The following is a 20,709-nucleotide window of genomic DNA, read 5'->3' as shown; positions in this document are numbered from 1 at the left end:
GCAACGACCGCGCCGTGTTGGCTTCCCGTTCCCGGTAGGTGAGTGACGTTGAGCACGAACAATGAAGACAAGCTCCGCGAATATCTGAAGCGGGCCACCGCCGACCTGCGCAACGCGCGCCGGCGCGTCAAGGAGCTCGAAGAGCCCGAGCCCGTGGCCGTCGTCCGCATGGCCTGCCGCTTCCCCGGGCAGGTCACCACCCCCGAACAGCTGTGGGACCTCGTCGCCGACGGCCGCGACGGCATCGGCGGCTTCCCCGAGGACCGCGGCTGGGACCTCGACGCCCTCTACGACCCCGACCCCGACCGGATCGGCACCTCGTACACCAAGCAGGGCGGCTTCCTCCAGGACGTCCCCGGCTTCGACGCGCAGCTGTTCGGCATCTCCCCGCGCGAGGCCCTCGCCATGGACCCGCAGCAGCGGCTGCTGCTGGAGGCCGGCTGGGAGGTCCTGGAGCGCGCCGGATACGACCCGACCTCGCTCAAGGGCAGCCGCACCGGCGTGTTCGTCGGCGCCTCCTCCTCCAGCTACGCCACCGACCTCGACTCCGTCCCCGACGACGTCGAGGGCTACCTCGGCACGGGCAGCGCGGCCGCCGTCGTCTCCGGCCGCCTCGCCTACACCTTCGGGCTGGAGGGCCCGGCCGTCACCGTCGACACCGCCTGCTCCTCCTCGCTCGTCGCCCTGCACCTGGCCGTGCAGGCCCTGCGCCAGGACGAGTGCTCCCTCGCCCTGGCCGCCGGCGTCACCGTCATGTCCACCCCCGGCCTGTTCGTCGAGTTCAGCCGCCAGCGCGGCCTCGCCGCCGACGGCCGCTGCAAGGCCTTCGCCGACTCCGCCGACGGCACCGGCTTCGCCGAGGGCATCGGCGTCCTGCTGCTGGAGCGGCTCTCCGACGCCCGGCGCAACGGCCACGAGGTCCTCGCCGTCATCCGCGGCTCGGCCGTCAACCAGGACGGCGCCAGCAACGGCCTGACCGCCCCCAACGGCCCCTCCCAGGTCCGCGTCATCAAGCAGGCCCTCGCCAACGCCCGCGTCACCGCCGCCGACGTCGACGCCGTCGAGGCGCACGGCACCGGCACCACCCTCGGCGACCCCATCGAGGCCCAGGCCCTGCTCGCCACCTACGGCAGGAACCGCCCCGAGGACCGGCCGCTGTGGCTCGGCTCCGTCAAGTCCAACATCGGCCACACCCAGGCCGCCGCCGGCATGGCCGGCGTGATGAAGATGGTCATGGCCATGCGCCACGGCCTGCTGCCCCGCACCCTCCACGTCGACGCGCCCACCAGCCAGGTCGACTGGTCGTCCGGCTCCGTACGGCTGCTGCGCGAACCCGTCGAGTGGACCCCCCGCGACGGCGGCCCGCGCCGCGCGGGCGTCTCCGCCTTCGGCGTCGGCGGCACCAACGCCCACGTCATCCTCGAACAGGACGCCGCCCCCGACGGCCCCCAATCCGCCCCCGTCGCCCCCTCCGCCGCCCCGGCGGTCCTGGCCACCCCGCTGATCCCGTGGGTCCTCTCCGGCCACACCCCGGGCGCCCTGCGCGCCCAGGCCGGCCGGCTGCGCGCCTTCGCCGCCCGCGAGGACGCGCCCGGCCCCGCCGACGTCGCCCACTCCCTGGCCACCACCCGCGCCGCCCTGGAGCAGCGCGCCGTGGTCGTCGCCGTCGGCGACCACGGCTTCCAGGAGGGCCTGTCCGCCCTCGCCGACGCCGCGCCCGGCGCCGCCACCGTCGTCCAGGGCGCCACCCTGCCCGGCTCCGGGACCGTCCTCGTCTTCCCCGGCCAGGGATCCCAGTGGGTGGGCATGGCCGTGGAACTGTACGAGGCCTCGCCGGTGTTCGCGGCCCGCCTCGACGCCTGCGCCGAGGCGTTGGCCCCGCACACGGACTGGTCGCTGCTGGACGCCCTGCGCCAGGAGGACGGCGCGCCCGGCTTCGACCGCGTCGACGTCGTCCAGCCCGCCCTGTGGGCCGTGATGGTGTCCCTCGCCGAGCTGTGGCGCGCCGCCGGTGTCGTCCCGGCGGCCGTGGTCGGGCACTCGCAGGGTGAGATCGCCGCCGCGGCCGTGTCCGGCGCCCTGTCCCTGGAGGACGCGGCGAAGGTGTCCGCGCTGCGGGCGAAGGCCATCGTGGCCCTGGCGGGCAAGGGCGGCATGGTGTCCGTCGCCGACACCGCCGACGCCGTGGCGGAACGCATCTCCGCCTGGGGCGAGCGCCTCGCGCTGGCCTCCGTCAACGGCCCCCGCTCCACCGTCGTCTCCGGAGACCCGGACGCGCTGGACGAGCTGATGGCGGCCTGCGAGGCCGACGGGGTCCGCGCCCGCCGCATCAACGTCGACTACGCCTCCCACTCCGCGCAGGTCGAGTCCATCCGCGACGAGGTCCTCGGCCTCCTCGCCGGCATCACCCCGCGCACCGCCGAGGTCCCGTTCTTCTCCACCGTCACCGCCGGCTTCGTCGACGGCACGGAACTCGACGCCGAGTACTGGTACACCAACCTGCGCACCACCGTCCGCTTCGAGGAAGCCGTCCGCGCCCTCCTCGCCGAAGGCCACGGCGTCTTCGTCGAGGCCAGTGCCCACCCGGTGCTGACCATCGGCGTCCAGGAGACCATCGACACCACGGCCGCCGCCGCCGTCACCCTCGGCTCCCTGCGCCGGGACGAGGGCGGCCCGCGCCGCTTCCTCACCTCCCTCGCCGAAGCCTGGGTCCACGGCGCCCCCGTCGACTGGGCGGCACTCGTCGCCCCGCACGGCCCCCGCCCCGTGGAACTGCCCACCTACGCCTTCCAGCAACAGCGCTACTGGCTGGAGGCGGCCGCGCCCACCGAGCGGGCGGGCGGCACCCCGCCCGCCGACGAGACCGAGGCACGCTTCTGGGACGCCGTCGAACGCGAGGACCTCGAAGCCCTCGCCGGCACCCTCGCCCTGGAGGAGCGCCGCGCCCTCGGCGAACTCCTGCCCGCCCTGTCCTCCTGGCGGCGCCGCCGCCGCGAACGCTCCACCGTCGACTCCTGGCGCTACCGCGTCTCCTGGGAGCGCCTCCCCGAGCCCGCCCCCGCGCCGCTGACCGGCACCTGGCTGGTCGTGCTGCCCGCCGGCCCCGCCCACGAGTCCCTCGCCGCCGACTGCGCCGCCGCGCTCGGCCGGCACGGCGCCCCGACGGTGACCGTACGCGCCACCGGCACCGACCGGACCGCGCTCGCCGAACTGATCCGCACCGCCGCCTCCGCCTCCGGGATCACGGGCGTCCTCTCCCTCGCCGGTTTCGGCACCGACGGCGCCCTGCACGCCCTCGTCCTGGCCCAGGCCCTCACCGACGCCGGCGTGACCGGCGCCCGGCTCTGGACCGTGACCCGCGGCGCCGTCTCCACCGGCCGCTCCGACGACGCCCCCGACCCCGCCCAGGCACAGGTCTGGGGCCTCGGCCGGGTCGTCGCACTGGAACAGCCCCGCGCCTGGGGCGGACTCGTCGACCTGCCGCAGGACGCCGACGAACGCGCCCTCACCAGGCTCGTCCAGATCCTCGCCGGAGGCGCCGGCGACGAGGACCAGATCGCCGTACGCGGCTCCGGCACCTTCGGCCGCCGCCTCGTCCGCGCCGCCCTCGAAGACCGCGAACCCGCCCGCGACTGGCGCCCGCACGGCACCGTCCTCGTCACCGGCGGCACCGGCGGAGTCGGCGCGCACGTCGCCCGCTGGCTCGCCGCCGCCGGCGCCGAACGCCTCGTCCTGGCCGGCCGCCGTGGCCCCGACGCCCCCGGCGCCGCCGAACTCCTCACCGAGCTCCGCGCTCTCGGCGCCGAAGCCGAAGCCGTGGCCTGCGACGTCGCCGACCGCGACGCGGTCGCCGCCCTGCTGGCCGCCGTACCCGCCGCCACCCCCCTCACCGCCGTCGTGCACGCCGCCGGCGTCCCCCAGTCCACCGTCCTGGAGGACGTCACCCCCGAGGAGTTCGAGCGGATCCTCGCCGGCAAGGCCGCCGGCGCCACCCACCTCGACGAACTCCTCGGCGACACCGCCCTGGACGCCTTCGTCCTGTTCTCCTCCAACTCCGGCGTGTGGGGCGCCGCCGGGCACACCGCCTACGCCGCGGCCAACGCCCACCTCGACGCGCTCGCCGAACGCCGCCGGGCCCGCGGCCTCACCGCCACCTCCGTCGCCTGGGGCGCCTGGGGCGGCGGCGGCATCATGGAGACCGCCGGCGCCCAGGAGTACATGAGCCGCCGCGGCGTCCTGGAGATGGACCCGGTGACCGCCCTGTCCGCGCTGCTCCAGGCCGTCGAGCACGACGAGACGTTCGTCGCCGTCGCCGACGTCGACTGGACCCGCTTCGCCCCCGGCTTCACCGCCACCCGCCCCAGCCCGCTGCTCACCGGCATCCCCGAGGCCCGCGAGGCCACCCGGGCCGCCCGCGCCGACGAGGACACCGACGGACACGAAGGCCCCTCCGCAGAGTTCGCCCGCCGCCTGCGGCAGGCCCCCGAAGCCGAGCGGGACACCCTCCTGCTCGACCTGGTCCGCCGCGAGGCGGCCGCCGTCCTCGGCCACCCCTCCCTCGACGCGATCGAACCCGGACGCGCCTTCAAGGCCACCGGCTTCGACTCGCTGACCTCCGTCGACCTGCGCAACAGGCTCACCGCCGCCACCGGCCTCACCCTGCCCGCCACGATGGTCTTCGACCACCCCACCCCGCAGGCCGTCGCCGACCTGCTGCGCACCGGACTCCTCGGCGCCGAGGACACCGCCGGCGCGGCCGGCGCCGCCGCCACCCGGGCCGTCGCCTCCGACGAACCCATCGCCATCGTCTCCATGAGCTGCCGCTACCCCGGCGGAATCACCTCGCCCGAGGACATGTGGCAGCTCGTCTCCGAAGGCCGCGACGCCATCGGCGGCTTCCCCGCCGACCGCGGCTGGGACCTCGACGGCTTCTACGACCCCGACCGAGCCAAGGCCGGTACGAGCTACGTCCGCGAGGGCGGCTTCGTCGACACCGCCACCCACTTCGACCCCGGCTTCTTCGGCATCTCCCCCCGCGAGGCCCTCACCATGGACCCGCAGCAGCGCCTCCTCCTGGAGACCGCCTGGGAGGTCTTCGAACGGGCCGGCCTCGACCCCGACACCCTCAAGGGCAGCAGCACCGGCGTGTTCATCGGAGCCGGATACCCCGGCTACGGCCACGGCGTGAAGATGCCCGAAGGCTCCGACGGCCAGATGCTGTTCGGCGCCTCCGCCGCCGTCGCCTCCGGCCGCCTCGCCTACACCTTCGGCCTGGAGGGCCCGGCCGTCACCGTCGACACCATGTGCTCCTCCTCCCTGACCGCCCTGCACCTCGCCGTGCAGGCCCTGCGCACCGGGGACTGCCGCATGGCGCTCGCCGGCGGCGCGATGGTCATGTGCTCGCCCGGCGTCTTCATCGGCTTCAGCCAGCAGGGCGGACTCTCCCCCTCCGGCCGCTGCAAGTCCTTCTCCGAGGACGCCGACGGCACCGGCTGGTCCGAAGGCGTCGGCGTGATCATGCTGGAGCGCCTCTCCGACGCACAGGCCAACGGCCACCAGGTCCTGGCCGTCATCCGCGGTACGGCCGCCAACCAGGACGGCGCCAGCAACGGCCTCTCCGCCCCCAGCGGCCCCGCCCAGCAGCGCGTCATCCGCGCGGCCCTCGCCGACGCCGGACTCGACCCGGCCGACGTCGACGCGGTCGAGGCGCACGGCACCGGCACCACCCTCGGCGACCCCATCGAGGCCGGAGCCCTGCTCGCCACCTACGGGCGGGCCCACACCGCCGACCAGCCCCTGTGGCTCGGCTCCCTCAAGTCCAACCTGGGCCACTCCCAGGCCGCCTCCGGCGTCGCCGGCGTCATCAAGACCGTCATGGCGCTGCGTCACGGCGTGCTGCCCAAGACCCTCCACGTGGCCGAGCCGTCCCGCGAGATCGACTGGTCCTCGGGCGCCGTGGAACTGCTGACCGAGGCCCGGCCGTGGCCCGAGACGGGCCGCCCCCGCCGCGCCGGCGTCTCCTCCTTCGGCGGCAGCGGCACCAACGTCCACGTCGTACTGGAGCAGGCGCCGCCCGCCGAGGAGCTTGCCCGCGTCCCCGCCGTCCCGGCCTTCCCGGCCGCCGCACTGCCCTGGATCGTCTCCGGACGCGGCACGGCCGCCCTGCACGCCCAGGCCGGCCGGCTGCGGGAGTTCGCCGCTGCCGACGCCGCCGGCGCGCCGCGCCCCGTGGACGTCGCCTGGTCGCTGGCCACCACCCGGGCCGCCCTGGAACGCCGTGCCGCGGTCCAGGCCGACGACCGCACCGGACTCCTCGCCGGGCTCACCGCCCTGGCCGAGGGCACGCCCGCCGTCGGCGTCACCGAGGGCGCCGTCGTCAAGGGCACCGGCCGCCCGGTGTTCGTCTTCCCCGGGCAGGGCTCCCAGTGGGCTGGGATGGCGGTGGAGCTGTACGACTCCTCGCCGGCCTTCGCCGCGCGCCTCGACGACTGCGAGCGCGCCCTGACCCCGCACACCGACTGGTCCCTGCTGGACGTCCTGCGCCAGAAGGACGGCGCCCCCGGCTTCGACCGCGTCGACGTGGTCCAGCCCGCCCTGTGGGCCGTAATGGTCTCCCTGGCCGAGCTGTGGCGCGCCGTCGGCGTCGTCCCGGCGGCGGTCGTCGGCCACTCCCAGGGTGAGATCGCCGCGGCCGCCGTCTCGGGTGCCCTGTCCCTGGAGGACGCGGCGAAGGTGTCCGCGCTGCGCGCCAAGGCACTGCTCGCGCTGGCGGGCAAGGGCGGCATGATGTCCGTCGCCGCCACCGCCGACGCGGTGGCGGAACGCATCTCCGCCTGGGGCGAGCGCCTCGCGCTGGCCTCCGTCAACGGCCCGCAGTCGACGGTGGTTTCGGGTGATCCGGACGCGCTGGACGAACTCCTCGCCGCCTGCGAGGCCGACGGTGTCCGGGCCCGCCGGATCAACGTGGACTACGCCTCGCACGGCCCGCAGGTGGAGTCGATCCGCGACGAGGTCCTCTCCCTCCTGGCGGGCATCGAGCCGCGCACCGCCGAGGTCCCGTTCTTCTCGACCGTCACCGGCGAATGGGCCGACGGGTCGGAGCTGGACGCCGAGTACTGGTACACCAACCTCCGCCAGACCGTCCGCTTCCAGGACGCCGTCGCCGGGCTCCTGGAGCGCGGCCACAAGGTCTTCGTCGAGGCCAGCGCCCACCCGGTGCTCACCATCGGCGTCCAGGAGACCATCGACGCCGCCGGCACCTCAGCCGTCACCCTCGGCACCCTGCGCCGCGACGAAGGCGGCGCCCAGCGCTTCCTGGCCTCCCTCGCCGAAGCCTGGACCCACGGCGCCCCCGTCGACTGGGACGCCGTCTACGCCGGCCAGGACGCCGCGCGCGTCGACCTGCCCACGTACGCCTTCCAGAACGAGCCCTTCTGGCCCGAGCCGCTCCCGCCCTACTCCGGAGACGCCACCGGCTTCGGGCTCTCCGACGCCGGGCACCCGATGCTCGGCGCGGCCGTCGCCCTCGCGGGCGGCGAAGGCCTGCTGTTCACCGGCCGGATCGCCCCCGACACCCAGTCCTGGCTCGCCGACCACGCGGTGTCCGGCACGCCGATCCTCCCCGGCACCGCCTTCGTCGAACTGGCCGTCCGCGCCGGCGACGAAGCCGGCTTCACCCTGCTGGACGAGCTCACCCTCGAAGCACCACTGGTCCTCCCGGCCCGCGGCGGCGTCCACCTCCAGGTGCTCGTCGGCCCCGACGGCCCCGCCGGCACCCGCCCCGTCACCATCCACTCCCGCGCCGAGGACGCACCCGCCGACCTGCCCTGGACCCGCCACGCCAGCGGTGTCCTGGCACGGGACGTCCGTACCCCCGGCCACGACCTGACCTCCTGGCCGCCCGCCGGCGCCGAACCCGTCGACCTCGACGGCTTCTACGCCGCCGCTGCCGAGACCGGCTACCAGTTCGGCCCGGCCTTCCAGGGCCTGCGCGCCGCCTGGCGCCAGGAATCCACCGGGGACGTGTTCGCCGAGGTCGCGCTGCCCGACAGCCACCAGCCCGAAGCGGCCCGCTACCTCCTGCACCCCGCCCTGCTCGACGCCGCGCTGCACGCCATGCGGCTCGGCCGGTTCATCGAGCTGACCGGCCAGGCCCGGCTGCCCTTCGCCTGGAGCGGCGTCAGCCTCCACGCGGCCGGCGCCGGCACCCTGCGCGTCCGTGTCAGCGCGGCGGGCACCGACACCATCGCGGTGGACGTCAGCGACGCCGCCGGCGCACCGGTCGCCACCGTCGACGCGCTCGTCCTGCGCCCCGTCGACACGGCCACCCTGCGCCAGGGCGGCGACGGCGCCACCGACGGCCTGTTCCGCCTCGACTGGACGGAACTGCCCGCCGGGGCCGACGCCTCCGCCGCCGGGAACTGGGCCGTCCTCGGCTCCGACACGGCCGGCATCGCGGCCGCCCTGCAGGGCGCGGGCGCCGCCGTCGACCGGTACGAGGACCTCGCGGCCCTCGCCGCCGCCGGCGGCACGGCCCTGCCGCAGACCGTGGTCCTGCCGTACGGGGACCCGGCCGCGGCCCCGGCCCCCGACGGCGCCCTCGAGCGGGTCCACGCCGACGCGGCCGCCCTGCTCGCCACCGTGCAGGAGTGGGTCGCCGGGGAACGCTTCGCCGGATCCCGGCTGGTCGTCCTCACCCACGGCGCCGTGGCCACCCGTACCGGCGAGGACGCCACCGGCCTCGCGCACTCACCCGCCTGGGGGCTGATCCGCTCCGCGCAGGCCGAGAACCCCGGCCGGCTCCTGATCGCCGACCTCGACACCACCGGCGAGTCGGCCGCCGCCCTGCGGGGCGCGGTCGCCGCGGCCCTCGTCCACGACGAGCCGCAGACCGCGCTGCGCGCCGGCACCGCCCTCGCCCCGCGCCTGGTCCGGGCCGGCTCGGGCACCGCCCTGCCGGTCCCGGACGCCGCCGCCTGGGCCCTGGACACCACCGCCGCCGGAACCCTCGACCACCTGGCCCTGCTGCCCCGGCCCGAGGCGGCCGGACCGCTGCCCGAGGGGGCGGTGCGCATCGCCGTGCACGCCGCCGGCCTCAACTTCCGCGACGTCCTGGTCTCCCTCGGGATGTACCCGGGCGGCGGGTTCATGGGCTGCGAGGCGGCCGGCGTGGTCGTCGAGACCGGCCCGGGCGTCACCGGCCTCACCCCGGGCGACCGCGTGATGGGCATGGTGCCGTACGCCTTCGGCCCGCTCGCGGTGGCCGACGCCCAGATGGTGACCCGCGTACCCGAGGGCTGGTCCTTCGAGAAGGCCGCCTCCGTGCCCGCCGCGTTCCTCACCGCGTACTACGCGCTCGTGGACCTGGCCGGCCTGAAGGCGGGGGAGCGGGTGCTCGTGCACGCCGCCGCCGGCGGTGTCGGTTCGGCGGCCGTGCAGATCGCCCGCCACCTGGGCGCCGAGGTGTACGGCACGGCGAGCGAGGGCAAGTGGGACGCGCTGCGCGCGGCCGGACTCGACGACGCCCGCATCGCCTCCTCCCGCGACGCCTCCTTCGAGGAGCACTTCGCCGCCGCCACCGGCGGCGAGGGCATGGACGTCGTCCTGGACTGCCTGGCCGGGGACCTCGTCGACGCCTCGCTGCGGCTGCTGCCGCGCGGCGGCCGCTTCGTCGAGCTCGGCGCCACCGACGTCCGCGACGCCGGACAGGTCGCCCAGGACCACCCGGGCGTCCACTACCGGCGCTTCGACCTGGCCGAGGCCGGTCCGCGGCGCACCGCCGCCATGCTCACCGAACTGGCGGACCTGTTCGAGACGGACGGACTGCGGCCGCTGCCCACCCGCACCTGGGACATCCGGCGGGCGCCCGAGGCGTTCCGCTTCATGAGCCAGGCCAAGCACACCGGCAAGATCGTCCTCACCGTCCCGCAGGGCTGGGACCCGGCCGGCACCGTCCTCATCACCGGCGGCACCGGCACCCTCGGCGCGCTGCTCGCCGAGCACCTCGTCACCCACCACGGCGTACGGCACCTGCTGCTCGCCGGCCGGCGCGGCCCCGACGCCCCCGGCGCGGCCGAACTCGTCGCCCGGATCGCCGAGTCGGGCGCCACGGCCGAGGCCGTCGCCTGCGACGCCGCCGACCGCGACGCCCTGGCGGCACTCCTCGCCGCCATCCCCGCCGACCGGCCACTGACCGGTGTGGTCCACGCGGCCGGGGTCGTCAACGACGGCGTCTTCGCCTCGCTCACCCCCGCACGCATGGAGCGCGCCATGCGGCCCAAGACGGACGCCGCGTGGAACCTCCACGAGCTCACCCGCGACCTGGACCTGAGCCGGTTCGTGCTCTACTCCTCGGCCGCGGGCGTCACCGGCAACTCCGGCCAGGCCAACTACGCCGCCGCCAACACCTACCTGGACGCCCTCGCCCACCACCGCCGGGCCCAGGGCCTGCCCGCCACCTCCCTCGCCTGGGGCATGTGGCACCAGACCAGCGAGCTCACCTCCGGCCTCGACGACACCGACCTGGCCCGGTTCGGCCGCGGCGGCGTCACCCCGCTCACCGCGGAGCAGGGCCTCGCCCTGTTCGACGCCGCCGTGGACCGGGACGAGGCGCTGAGCGTCCCCGTCCGGCTCGACCCGGCCGCACTGCGCGACTCCGCCGGCGGGGCCGAACTCCCCGCCCTGTACCGCTCCCTCGTCCGCACCCCGGTGCGCCGGGCCGCGGGAGGTGCCGCCGCGACGGAACCGGACGGCTCCGCGCTCCTGCGCAAGCTCGCCGGGCTCTCCGCCGAGCGCCGCCGGGGCGTGCTGCTCGACCTCGTACGGACCAACGTGGCGGCCGTCCTCGGCCACTCCGGCACCGGATCCGTCGAGGCCGACCGGGCCTTCAAGGAGCTCGGCTTCGACTCGCTGACCGCCGTCGAACTGCGCAACCGGCTCGGCGCGGCCACCGGACTGCGGCTGCCCGCGACCATCGTCTTCGACCACCCCACCCCGGTCGAACTGGCGGACCACCTCCGGGACGAACTCGCCCCGCAGACCGCGGCGACGGACACCGCGGCCGGCCAGGCGGGCGCGGACGCACCGGTCGACGAGGCACACCTGAGGCGGGCCCTCGCCACCCTCCCGCTGGCCCGGCTGAGCGAAGCGGGCGTCCTCGACACGCTGCTGCGGCTGGCGGGCAGCCCGGCGGCCGAACCGCCCACGTCCGACCACACCGGGGCACGGGAGGACTCGATCGCCACGATGGACCTCGACGATCTCGTGTCCCTGGCCCTGGACGGCGACCACCACTGATACGCGAAGACGAGATCCGGAGATCACACCCATGAGCACCCCCTCGGAAAAGGTCGTCGAAGCGCTGCGGGCGTCGCTGACGGAGACGGAACGGCTGCGCCGGCAGAACCAGCACCTGGTGGACGCCGCGCACGAGCCCATCGCCGTCGTCGCCATGAGCTGCCGCTTCCCCGGCGGCATCGAATCCCCCGAAGACCTCTGGGAGTTCGTCGCCGAGGAGGGGGACGCCGTCTCCGGCTTTCCCGACAACCGCGGCTGGGACCTCGGCGACACGGGAACGGTCCGGGAAGCCGCGTTCGTCCCCGACGTCGACGAGTTCGACGCCGCGTTCTTCGGGATCTCCCCGCGCGAGGCCCTCGCCATGGACCCGCAGCAGCGGCTGCTGCTGGAGGCCTCGTGGGAGGCGCTGGAGCGGGCCGGCATCGACCCGGTCCGGCTCAAGGGCACCCAGACCGGCGTCTACATCGGCGCCTCCCAGCCCTCGTACGCCCAGAGCCTCGGAGACGAGGCCGAGGGCGCCGAGGGACACCTCGTCACCGGCTCCGTGGCCAGTGTGATCTCCGGCCGGCTCTCCTACACGTACGGCTTCGAGGGCCCCGCCGTCACCATCGACACCGCGTGCTCCTCCTCCCTGGTCGCCGTGCACCTCGCGGCCCAGGCGCTGCGCCAGGGCGAGTGCTCGCTCGCCCTGGCCGGCGGGGTCACCGTGATGGCGTCCCCCGGCCTGTTCGTGGGCTTCAGCGCCCAGGGCGTCATGGCCTTCAGCGGCCGCTGCAAGGCGTTCGCGGCCGGCGCCGACGGGACCTCCTTCTCCGAGGGCGTCGGCCTGGTCCTGCTGGAGAAGCTCTCCGACGCACGCCGCAACGGCCACGAGGTCCTCGCCGTCATCCGGGGCTCCGCCATCAACCAGGACGGCGCCAGCAACGGCCTCACCGCCCCCAGCGGCAAGGCCCAGCAGCGCGTCATCCGGGCCGCCCTCGCCAACGCCCGCCTCACCCCCGACCAGGTCGACGCGGTCGAGGCCCACGGCACCGGCACCACCCTCGGCGACCCCATCGAGGCCAACGCCCTGCTCGCCACCTACGGGCGCGGCCGCCCCGACGGACAGCCGCTGTGGCTCGGCTCCATCAAGTCCAACATCGGGCACACCCAGGCCGCGGCCGGCGTCGGCGGCGTCATCAAGACCGTCATGTCGCTGCGCCACGGCGTGCTCCCCAAGACCCTGCACGTGGACGCGCCCTCCCCGCACATCGACTGGGCCGCCGGCGACGTCGAACTGCTGCTGGAGTCCCGGCCCTGGCCCGAGACCGGCCACCCGCGCCGGGCCGCCGTGTCCTCCTTCGGCCTCAGCGGCACCAACGCGCACGCCATCCTCGAAGCCGCCCCCGAGCCTGCCGGGGCCCCCGCGGCCGCCGAGCGGCAGGAAGACCCCGCCGCCGCCCCGGTGCTGGGCACCGGCGGACCGCTCCCGTGGCCGCTGTCCGGCAAGGGGGCCGCCGCGCTGACCGCGCAGACCGCCCGCCTGCGGCAGTTCGTCCGCTCCGACGCGACACTGCGGCCCCAGGACGTGGCGCTCTCCCTGGCCGCGACCCGGTCGGCGTTCGACCACCGGTCCGTGGCGTTCGGCTCCACCCGCGAGGAACTCCTTTCCGCCCTCGACGCGCCCGCCGCGGCGGGCGTCGCGGACGCGGGCGGCAAGACGGTGTTCGTCTTCCCCGGGCAGGGCTCCCAGTGGGCCGGGATGGGTGTCGAACTGCTGGATTCCTCCCCGGTGTTCGCGGCTCGTTTCGCGGAGGTCGCGGCGGCCGTGGAGGCGCACGTCGACTGGTCGGTGGAGGAGGTGCTGCGTGGTGACGGGGAGGCTCTGACCCGGATCGAGGTGCTCCAGCCGGTCCTGTTCACCGTGATGGTCTCCCTCGCGGAGCTGTGGCGTGCGGCGGGCGTGGTGCCCGACGCGGTGGTCGGTCATTCGCAGGGTGAGATCGCGGCGGCCGTCGTCTCGGGCGCGCTGTCGCTGGAGGACGGTGCGAAGGTGGCCGTGCTCCGCTCGCAGCTCTTCGCCGACGAGCTCGTCGGCAACGGCGCCGTCGCCTCCGTCTCCCTCTCCCGAGCCGAGGCCGGAACGCGCATCGCCCCGTACGGGGACGCGCTGTCCATCGCCGGTGTCAACGGCCCGCGTACGGTCACCGTGGCCGGTGAGGTGGCCCCGCTGGAGGAGCTGGTCGCCGCCATGGAGGCCGACGGGGTCCGGGCCAAGATCGTGCCGTCCACGGTGGCCTCCCACTGCGCCCAGGTGGAGCCCCTCAAGGAGCGGATCCTGGACCTGCTGGGCTTCGTGGAGCCCCGAACGGGTTCGGTCCCGCTGTACTCCACCGTGACCGGTGAGGTGCTGGAAGGGCCCGAGCTGACGGCCGCGTACTGGTACGAGAACTGCCGCCGGCCGGTGTCGTTCGAGCCCGTCGTCCGCTCCCTCCTCGCGGACGGGTTCCGGGCCTTCGTGGAGTCGAGCGCGCACCCGGTCCTCACGTACGGGCTGGTGGAGACCGCCGAGGACGCGGGCGCCGACGTCCTGGCCACGGGCACCCTGCGCCGCGGCGAGGGCGGCCTGACCCGCTTCTGCACCTCCCTCGCCACCGCCTGGACCCGCGGCGTCGACGTCGACTGGACCTCCGTCCTCACCGGCCGGGACGCCACCACCGTCGCCCTGCCCACGTACGCCTTCCAGCGCCAGAGCTACTGGCTCAAGCCCGCTCCCGTCCGCCCCGAGGCGCCCGGCACCGGCCCCGCCACCGGCCCCGGCACCGCCGACGAGACCGAGGCCCGGTTCTGGGCGGCCGTCGAGGCCGAGGACCTGGAAGCCCTGGCCGGCACCCTCGCCCTCGAAGAGCGCCGCGCCCTCGGCGAGCTGCTGCCCGCCCTCGCCACCTGGCGGCGCGGACAGCAGGCCCGCGCCACCCTCGACTCCTGGCGCTACAAGGCCGCCTGGACCCCGCTGACCGCGGCCCCCGCCCCCACCGCCCCGGCCGGCACCTGGCTGATCGTCACCCCGCCCGCCGCCCACGGCGTGGCCGGCACCGTCGCCGCGGGCCTCGCGGCCCACGGCGTCGAGACCGTCGTCCTGGAGACCGACCCCGCCACCGCCGACCGCCGAGCGCTCGCGGATCGGCTCGGCGAGGCCACCGCCGCCCTGCCCGGCCTCGGCGGCGTCCTCTCCCTCCTCGGCCTCGACGAGGCGGCCGGCGCCACCGGCACCCACGTCCTCGTCCAGGCCCTGACCGACGCCGGGATCACCGCCCGGCACTGGGCCGCCACCCGGGGAGCCGTCGCCGCCGGCCGGGCCGACGCCCCCGCCGTACCGGCACAGGCCCGCGTCTGGGGCCTCGGCCGGGTCGTCGCCCTCGAACAGCCCGCCACCTGGGGCGGCCTCGTCGACCTGCCGGCCACCCTGGACCAGCGCGCGCTCGACCGGCTCGCGAAGGTCCTGGCCGGCGGCTACGGCGACGAGGACCAGGTCGCCGTCCGCACCAGCGGCGTCCTCGGCCGCCGCCTGGTGCGCGCCCCCCTGGGCGACCGCGAGCCGGTCCGCCGCTGGGAGCCGTCCGGGACGGTCCTGGTCACCGGCGGCACCGGAGGCGTCGGCGCACAGGTCGCGCGCCGCCTCGCGGCCACCGGCGCCGCCCACCTCGTCCTCACCAGCCGGCGCGGCGCCGACGCCCCCGGAGCGGCCGAACTCGCCGCCGAGATCCGCGCCCTGGGCGCCGACGTCACCATCCCCGCCTGCGACGTATCCGACCGCGACCAGCTCAAGGCGGTCCTCGACGCCATCCCCGCCGAGCAGCCGCTGACCGCCGTCGTCCACGCCGTCGGCGTACCCCAGTACACCCTCGGCACCGAGACCACCGCCGCCGAGTTCGAACAGCTGTCGGCCGCCAAGGTGGCCGGGGCCGACCACCTCGACGCCCTCCTCGACGGCACCGGCCTCGACGCCTTCGTCCTCTTCTCCTCCAACTCCGGCGTCTGGGGAGCCGCCCGGCACACCGCCTACGCCTCCGCCAACGCCTACCTCGACGCGCTCGCCGAACGGCGCAGGGCCCGCGGCCTGACCGCCACCTCCGTCGCCTGGGGTGCCTGGGGCGGCGGCGGCATGATGGAACTGGAGGGAGCACAGGAGTACATGCGCCGCCGCGGCGTCCTCGAGATGGACCCGCGGGCCGCCCTGGACGCCATGGTCCAGGCCGTCGAGCACGACGAGGCGTTCGTCGCCGTCGCCGACGTCGACTGGACCCGCTTCGCGCCCGGCTTCACCTCCGAACGCCCCAGCCCCCTGCTCACCGACCTCGTGCCGCAGACCGCGCCCCCCGCCCCCCAGCCCGTCGACGAGTCCTCCTCCGACCTCGTCCGCGACCTGCGCGCGGCCACCCCCGGCGAGCGCACCACCCTGCTGACCGACCTCGTACGGGCCCAGGCGGCCGCCGTCCTCGGGCACGCCTCCGGCGAAGCCGTCGAGGCCGGCCGGGCCTTCAAGGAACTCGGCTTCGACTCCCTCACCGTCGTCGAACTGCGCAACCGGCTCACCGCCGCGACCGGACTGACCCTGCCCGCGACCCTGGTCTACGACCACCCGAACCCGGCCGCCCTCGCCCGGTTCCTCGGCGCCGAACTCCTGGGCACCGGCGAGCAGGACACGACCGCACCCGCCGCCGGCCACGACGCCGCCGAGGACGACGACCCGGTCGTCATCGTCGGCATGAGCTGCCGCCTGCCCGGCGGCATCGAGACCCCCGAACAGCTGTGGCGGGCCGTCTCCGAGGGCGAGGACCTCGTCGGGGACCTGCCGCGCGACCGCGGCTGGCGCATCGCCGACCTCCCCGCGGGAGCCGATGACGCGGGCGAGGAGGGCTTCCAGGCCGTCAAGACCCTCGACCAGGCCGGACTGCTGCGCGGCATCGGCGAGTTCGACGCCGCCTTCTTCGGCATCTCCGAGGCCGAGGCCCTCGTGATGGACCCCCAGCAGCGGATCCTCCTCGAAACCGCGTGGGAGGCGTTCGAGCGCGCCGGCGTCGACCCCCGCGGCCTCACCGACGAGCAGATCGGCCTCTACATCGGCGTCGGCTACCAGGGCTTCCTGCCCACCGAGCGGATCCCCGAGGAGAGCGAACCCCACTTCGGCAGCGGCATCGCCCCGGCCATCGCCTCCGGACGCGTCGCCTACGCCCTCGACATCCACGGCCCGACCCTCACCGTCGACACCGGCTGCTCCTCGTCCGGCGTCGCCCTGCACCTGGCCGTCCAGTCGGTCCGGCGCGGCGAGTGCGCGATGTCCCTCGCGGGCGGCGTCACCGTCCTGTCCGCCCCCGTCGCCTGGCACCACATGGGCGGCGCCGCCGAAGACGGCCGCTGCAAGCCGTTCTCCGAGGACGCCGACGGCACCGGCTGGGGCGAGGGCGCCGGCATGGTGCTCGTCGAACGCCTCTCCCGGGCGCGCCGCCTGGGCCACCCGGTCCTGGCCGTCGTACGGGGCTCGGCCGTCAACCACCACGGCGCCGGCAACGGCCTGACCGCCCCCAGCGGCAGCTCCCAGCAGCGCCTCATCCGGCAGGCCCTGGCCGACGCCGGCCTGAGCGCCCCGGACGTCGACGCGGTCGAGGGCCACGGCACCGGAACCCCGCTCGGCGACGCCATCGAGGCGGAGGCCCTGCTGGCGACGTACGGCCAGGACCGCCCGGCCGACCGGCCGCTGCTGCTGTCGACCGTCAAGTCCAACATCGGCCACCCCCAGTCCGCCTCCGGCGTCACCGGCGTCATCAAGACGGTGCTGTCCCTGGGCCACGGCCTGCTCCCGCCGATGCTGAACGTCAAGGAGCCCACGAGCCGCGTGGACTGGTCCGCGGGGGCCGTCCGCCTGGTCACCGAACCCACCCCGTGGCCGGAGACCGGCCGCCCGCGCCGGGCCGGCGTCTCCTCGCTCGGCGCCAGCGGCACCCAGGCCCACCTGATCCTCGAAGCACCGCCCGCCCCGGAGCCGGCCCCCGCCGCCCCGGCCCGCACCACCCCGGACACGATCGCGGTCCCGCTCTCCGGCCGCACCCCGCGGGCGCTGCGGGCGCAGGCGGCGCGCATCGGCGCCGCACTCGCCGAGGACCCCGCCCTCGACCCCGCCGACGTCGGCTTCACCCTGGCCACCGGCCGGGCCGCCTTCGAACACCGGGCCGTGCTGCTCGCCGCCGGGCGCGAGGAGCTCCTCGCGGCGCTGGCCGCCGTCGAGCGGGGCGGGGAACACCCCGGGGCCGTCACGGAAGGCACCGCGCGGATCGCGTTCACCGGGACCGTACGCGGCCTCGCGGACGCCCTGTACGCGGCCCGGCCCGTCTTCGCCGACGCCTGGGACGCCGTACGCGCACACCTCGACGTCCGGCTGGCGGCGCCCTTCCCGGCCGCGGCCGAGGCCTTCGCCGAGGAGGTGGCCCTGTTCCGGCTGTACGAGAGCTGGGGCCTGGCCCCGCAGGCGCTGCTCGTGTCCGGCCCCGGCCGGCTCGCCGCCGCGCACGTGGCGGGCGCGCTCACCCTGGAACAGGCCGTCGAGGTGCTGGCCGCCCTCGCCGACGGGGGAGAGCCCCGGGTGACGGGCGCCGCACGGCCGGAAATCGCCCTCCTGGACGCCGACTCCGGCGAACCGCTCGGCGAGGACTGGGCCGAGGGCCTCGCCGAGGCCCTCACCGCCGCCCCGGCCCCCGCCCCCGTACCGTCCCCGGACCCGGCGGCCGGTGGGCCGCTGGCCCTCGCCGCGGCCTTCCACAGCGCCGGCGAGCCCGTCGACTGGGCCGCGGTCTTCGAGGGCAGCGGCGCCCGCCGCGTGGACCTGCCGACCTACCCCTTCCAGCGCGAACGGTTCTGGATCTTCGGCTGAGCCGTCCGCACACCCCCGGTACCCGTCCACCCCCGGTCCTGACGCCGGGGGTGGACGCGTTCGGGGGCCCGCCCGCCCGGTGTCTTAAGCGCGGCTTTAAGCCATCCGCCTACGGTCACGCCCGCGTACGTACACCGATCACGACGCACACCCGTCACGACCGTGGAGGACCACCCATGCTGGACGAGCAGAAGCGCAAGGAGATCGTCGCGGAGTACTTCCGCAAGGTGAACGAGGGCGACATCGACGCCATCCTCACCCACTTCACCGAGGACGCCCGGATCGAGGACCCGGTCGGCCGTGAGCCCCGTGTCGGCCGCGCCGCCCAGCGCGAGTACTTCCACAGCAACATCGCCGCCGAGGTCACCGTCGCCCCCGGCCACGCCTCCGTCGGCCAGGACGGCAAGCAGGTCGCCGTCCCGGTCGCCGCGACGATGACCAACATCCTCGACCCGAACCGCACCCGCACCAACATCAACGCGGTCGACGTCTTCACCATCAACGCCGACGGCCTGATCGAGGACATGCGCGTCTTCTGGGGCATGAGCGACATCGGCGTCTGAGCCACCCCACCGCGCCGCCGAGCCCCGGCGCACCCGACCGGCGATCACCAAGGAGAGGTACGCAGATGAGCACCCCCGACGAGCACGGCGACCTGTGGATCCGGCGCTTCCACCCCGCCCCGGAGGCACACCACCGGCTGGTGCTGCTGCCGCACGCCGGCGGCAGCGCGTCCTTCTTCTTCAACTTCTCCAAGGAGCTGGCCGGGCACGCCGAGGTCCTGGCCGTCCAGTACCCCGGCCGCCAGGACCGCCGGGCCGAACCGCCCCTGGACGACGTGGCCGCCCTGGTGGAGGAGATCCACCGGGCGCTGCTGCCCTGGACCGACAAGCCGCTGGTGCTGTTCGGGCACAGCATGGGCGCGGTCCTCTCCTTCGAGCTCGCGCGCAGGTTCGAGCGCGAGGGCGCCCCCCTGGCCGGCCTGATCGCGTCCGGCCGGCGCTCCCCGACCGTCCGGCGCGAGGAGAACGTCCACACCCGCGGCGACGACGCGCTGATCGCCGAGATCCGGGCCCTCAGCGGCACCGACGCCGGCCTGCTGGCCGACGAGGAACTGCTGCGCATGGTCCTGCCGGCGATCCGCAGCGACTACAAGGCCGTCGAGACCTACCGCTACCTCCCCGACGGCCCCGGACCGGCCCTGAAGTGCCCCGTCAGCGTCCTGACGGGCGAGTCGGACCCGCGCGTGAGCGTCCCCGAGGCGATGGAGTGGCGCGAGCTCACCAGCGGGGAGTTCAGCCTGCGCACCTTCCCCGGCGGCCACTTCTACCTGACCCCGCAGCAGGCCGGCGTGACCCGGGCGGTCATCGAGGACCTCGCGGCCTTCACCGCGGTGCCGGCCGGGCGCTGACGCCCGCGTGCCGGCCGGCGCGTACCCGACCGACCGAACGAACCGAGATGGGTGTCCCCATGCAGACCAAGGTGCAGTTCAGCGCGGCCACGAGGAACCTCCTCGTCGCCCTCTACTCACGGGCCCATGACGCCAAGTCGGGGCGTCCGATCCTGAACGACCGCCTCGCGGTCCGCGCGGTCGAGTCCATCGAGGACTACGACCAGCTGAAGGTCCAGCTCAAGATGCGCGACGACGACGCGATCTCCCTCGCCATCCGCGGCAAGGAGGTGGACCGCTGGGTGCGGGACTTCCTCAGCCGCAACCCGCGCTCCGTCGTGCTCCACCTCGGCGCCGGCCTCGACGGCCGCGTCTTCCGCATCGACCCCTCCGACGACGTCGAGTGGTACGACCTGGACCTCCCGGAGGTCGCGCAGCTCTACCGCGACCTGTTCCCGGAGCGGGACCACCACCACGTCATCGGCGCCTCGGCCCTCGATCCGCACTGGCTGGAGGACGTCCCGGCCGACCGGCCGGTGCTCGTCGTCGCCGAGGGCGTCCTCGTGTACTTCACCGAGGAAGAGGTCCGCGACCTCGTCACCCGGATCACCGGCCGGTTCCCCCGCGGCGAGCTGCTGTTCGACGCCTACACGCCGTTCTCGGTGAAGGCGATGAACAAGCACTGGACGGTCAAGGCGACCGGCCAGCGGTTCATCTGGGGCCTGGAGGACCCGAAGACGCTCCAGGAGTGGGACCCGCGGATCGAGCACCGGATGGAGTGGACCTTCACCGACTCGCCGTACGTGTCGCACATGCCGTGGACCTCGCGGATGATGTGCAAGGTCATGAACGTGATACCGGTGCTGCGCAAGTACAACCGGGTGCTGCGCTACAGCTTCTGACGACCCGTGGGACCTTGGCAGGGGCCCGGGAGCCGAACGGCTCCCGGGCCCCTGCGGCGTTCCCGCCCGCCGCCCGGGGCGGCGGGGCAACCCCTATCCGGAACCCGTACTCACCCCTGAATCAGGCCATGGATACGCCCCCTCGTTGCTCCGGAAAGGCGATCGGCGGAATGCTGATCCGGGCCGCGACCCGGCTGCGGTGCCGTCGTCTTGGG

General features: G+C 75.4%; 5 protein-coding genes. All 5 read left to right on the top strand.

The features are described 5' to 3' along the window. Nucleotides 1-48: 48 nt before the first annotated feature. The 5 genes from D1J60_RS36415 (at nucleotide 49) to D1J60_RS36395 (ending at nucleotide 20,494) form a co-directional block, all read left to right on the top strand. Nucleotides 49-11,295 carry a type I polyketide synthase gene (locus D1J60_RS36415; RefSeq protein ID WP_125824792.1) on the top strand — a complete coding sequence of 3,749 codons (11,247 nt, stop codon included), beginning with the start codon at nucleotides 49-51 and terminating at the stop codon, nucleotides 11,293-11,295. A 31-nt stretch (nucleotides 11,296-11,326) separates the two neighbouring features. Then, a complete protein-coding gene (locus D1J60_RS38800; protein ID WP_125824791.1) occupies nucleotides 11,327-18,202 on the top strand; it encodes a type I polyketide synthase in 6,876 nt (2,291 codons plus the stop codon). 176 nt (nucleotides 18,203-18,378) lie between these two features. Beyond that, nucleotides 18,379-18,765: a nuclear transport factor 2 family protein gene (locus tag D1J60_RS36405; RefSeq protein WP_042804885.1), complete on the top strand. Its 387-nt coding sequence runs from the start codon at nucleotides 18,379-18,381 to the stop codon at nucleotides 18,763-18,765. Nucleotides 18,766-18,830: 65 nt separating this feature from the next. Continuing rightward, a complete protein-coding gene (locus tag D1J60_RS36400) occupies nucleotides 18,831-19,613 on the top strand; it encodes an alpha/beta fold hydrolase (RefSeq protein ID WP_125602884.1) in 783 nt (260 codons plus the stop codon). Nucleotides 19,614-19,672: 59 nt separating this feature from the next. Then, on the top strand, nucleotides 19,673-20,494 hold the full coding sequence (locus D1J60_RS36395; protein ID WP_164721130.1) for a class I SAM-dependent methyltransferase: 822 nt from the start codon (nucleotides 19,673-19,675) through the stop codon (nucleotides 20,492-20,494). The last annotated feature ends 215 nt before the right edge of the window (nucleotides 20,495-20,709 follow it).

Origin of the sequence: Streptomyces sp. W1SF4 (assembly GCF_003950035.1) — a bacterium.
In the GTDB taxonomy this organism is placed as follows: Bacteria; Actinomycetota; Actinomycetes; order Streptomycetales; family Streptomycetaceae; genus Streptomyces; species Streptomyces racemochromogenes.
The sequence above is the reverse complement of the archived record's forward strand: the minus strand, read 5'-3'. Positions and strand labels throughout refer to the sequence as shown.

Excerpts from the sequence above, each read along its gene's own strand:
- D1J60_RS38800 (WP_125824791.1), top strand. The coding sequence starts at position 11,327 with ATGAGCACCCCCTCGGAAAAGGTCGTCGAAGCGCTGCGGGCGTCGCTG.
- D1J60_RS36405 (WP_042804885.1), top strand. The coding sequence starts at position 18,379 with ATGCTGGACGAGCAGAAGCGCAAGGAGATCGTCGCGGAGTACTTCCGC.
- D1J60_RS36400 (WP_125602884.1), top strand. The coding sequence starts at position 18,831 with ATGAGCACCCCCGACGAGCACGGCGACCTGTGGATCCGGCGCTTCCAC.
- D1J60_RS36395 (WP_164721130.1), top strand. The coding sequence starts at position 19,673 with ATGCAGACCAAGGTGCAGTTCAGCGCGGCCACGAGGAACCTCCTCGTC.